Annotated in this window: 2 protein-coding genes and 3 pseudogenes; all 5 read left to right on the forward strand. The window is 40.0% G+C overall.

Annotated features, from left to right (window positions below; translation table 11 throughout):
• Positions 1 to 119 (forward strand): annotated as a pseudogene (locus tag ACWHAR_RS20025) (STAS domain-containing protein); the annotation flags it as partial.
• Positions 120 to 273: 154 nt separating this feature from the next.
• Complete coding sequence (locus tag ACWHAR_RS20030) at positions 274 to 441, forward strand: YezD family protein (protein WP_003244522.1); 168 nt, start codon at positions 274 to 276, stop codon at positions 439 to 441.
• Positions 442 to 549: 108 nt separating this feature from the next.
• Positions 550 to 1194 (forward strand): Bax inhibitor-1/YccA family protein, encoded by a 645-nt coding sequence (locus ACWHAR_RS20035; protein ID WP_452087615.1) that lies wholly within the window; start codon positions 550 to 552, stop codon positions 1192 to 1194.
• Positions 1195 to 1262: 68 nt separating this feature from the next.
• Positions 1263 to 1600, forward strand: a pseudogene (locus ACWHAR_RS20040) (FAD-dependent monooxygenase); the annotation flags it as partial.
• Positions 1601 to 1779: 179 nt separating this feature from the next.
• Positions 1780 to 2188, forward strand: a pseudogene (locus ACWHAR_RS20045) (excalibur calcium-binding domain-containing protein); the annotation flags it as partial.

Here is a 2188-nt window from a genome sequence, read left to right on the forward strand (position 1 = left end):
AAACATCGATTCAATTGGGGCTTGATTTTAGTGAATATGAAACGTACGGCACGCTGAAGCAGGCATTAGAAAACATGGGTGTCCGCTGTATTGTTGAGGAATTGGAAGAAAACAAATAGAAAGTTTCCAGGCATATGATTGTCCGTCACCGGGTGATCATATGCCTTTTTGATTTGAACAGAAATCACCATTGATTTATCAAAAAAAACATAATATTATAATTCTTATAAGAATACTGTGAATTAAAACCTGTTCATCAGGGGGGAAGGTCTTTTGGTTTCAAAATCAACGATTGATCCGGAAGTGATTGAAAAAATAATCAGCTCGCTGGAAACACTCGATTTCGGCACCGTTCAGATTACGGTTCATGATTCTCAGATTACCCAAATTGAGAAAATAGAAAAGCACCGTTTTTCGCTGAAAAGGAAAGAATCAAAATGATAATGTAAAGGGCGTTTGTTTCATTAAATTCTCCTTAAAACATATACATATTTCATCCAATTTTTATATAATAGACCTTTAAGATCATTTTTTAGGAGGATTTTTGACATGCAAGCTACGGTTCACGAGAGTAAGCAATCGATCATGCAACGCATTTTGACAGTCTTTGTCTTCACTTTGCTGATCGCGACTGTAGGCCTTTTTATCGGCCAATTTGTTCCTGCCGCTTTGATGCTGCCGCTTTCTATTCTTGAAGTGGCGATGATTATTCTGGCCTTCTGGATGCGCAGAAGAAAAGCGGTCGGGTATGCGTTTGTATATACATTCGCGTTCGTTTCCGGCATTACCTTATTTCCGATCGTCAGCCATTACGCTTCCATCGTCGGCGCCTATGTCGTGCTTGAAGCCTTTGGCTCTACATTTGTCATTTTTGCCGTCTTAGGCACAATCGGCGCAAAAATGAAGAAGGATTTATCCTTCCTGTGGTCATTTCTGCTGGTAGCGGTGCTCGCCCTCGCAGTGGTAGGGATTTTCAACATTTTCAGCCCGTTAAACTCAGCGGCGATGATGGCGTATTCCGTGATCGGAACCATCGTCTTTTCCCTTTACATTTTGTATGATTTGAATCAAATCAAACACCGCCACATTACGGAAGACTTGATTCCGGTTATGGCGTTATCGCTGTACCTAGACTTTATCAACTTGTTCATCAACCTGCTCCGCTTCTTCGGCATTTTGAGCAGTGATGATTAATGAAAAAGCGCCTGTCTTTGGATAGGCGCTTTTTTTCCATACATAAAAAGGGCAGATGGAGTGTTTATGAGTATCCTATCATTTTAAATACGCTGGAGCAGGTCACAGTGCTGGAGCCATGGTACGAAGACCCGTCATCATCGGAGGAGACGCCGCCCACGCCGGTGCGCCAACCCTGGCACAAGGAGTGGCAATGGCGATCGAGGATGCCATCGTCCTCGCCGAAGAACTCCAAAACCACGCCGACCACGAAACAGCATTACAGGCGTACTATAAAAGAAGAGCCCCACGAGCGCTCAAAGTCCAGAACCTATCATCGGAAATCGTCCGCCGTGGGCTGAAAGGAGAGCCGGGAGCGGAAGAACTGATTGGGGAATGCTATGCGGTGTTGAGGGAAGGATATTAAATAGGAAAAGTCCAGAAAGTGATTTCTGGACTTTTTTGTTTAGAAAGACACAAGTGTTTAACTAAATTATCTAGAAATTGATAACAATAAATGATGTAAAATCATCCGGTATTTGGTAAAATTAAGTCAAAAAATATAAGTTTCTGTTAGAATATCATTATGTAAAATAGGGGGACATTATGGAAAAGTGGATAGGTAAACGCCCTACAATAGGTCAAAAAACCTTAGTAACAAAGTATGGAAGATTATTACAAGAAGCAGAAATCGCAACCTTATCGTCGCAGGAAAGCGTTCTAAAGATTATCGAAGCTGAATGTGATAAAAAAAGTGGTAGAGAATTAAAAGGGATATTAGCACTTACTACACAATCCATTTTCTTTGTTTCTAAGCACGAACAGATGACTTATGAATATTCACAAATTAATGATATTGAAGTAAGGACTAATGGAAAAGATAAAAATAGTTGGAGTTTAAGCCTTAAAATAGGCCGTAAAAAACGTACATTCGATGATATTAAGAAAAACGATGATAGCCAAGAATTTATAGAGATTTTAGAATACATAATAACTAATCAATCAAAAGAAATTC

It is taken from the genome of Bacillus sp. LR--39, assembly GCF_053613335.1.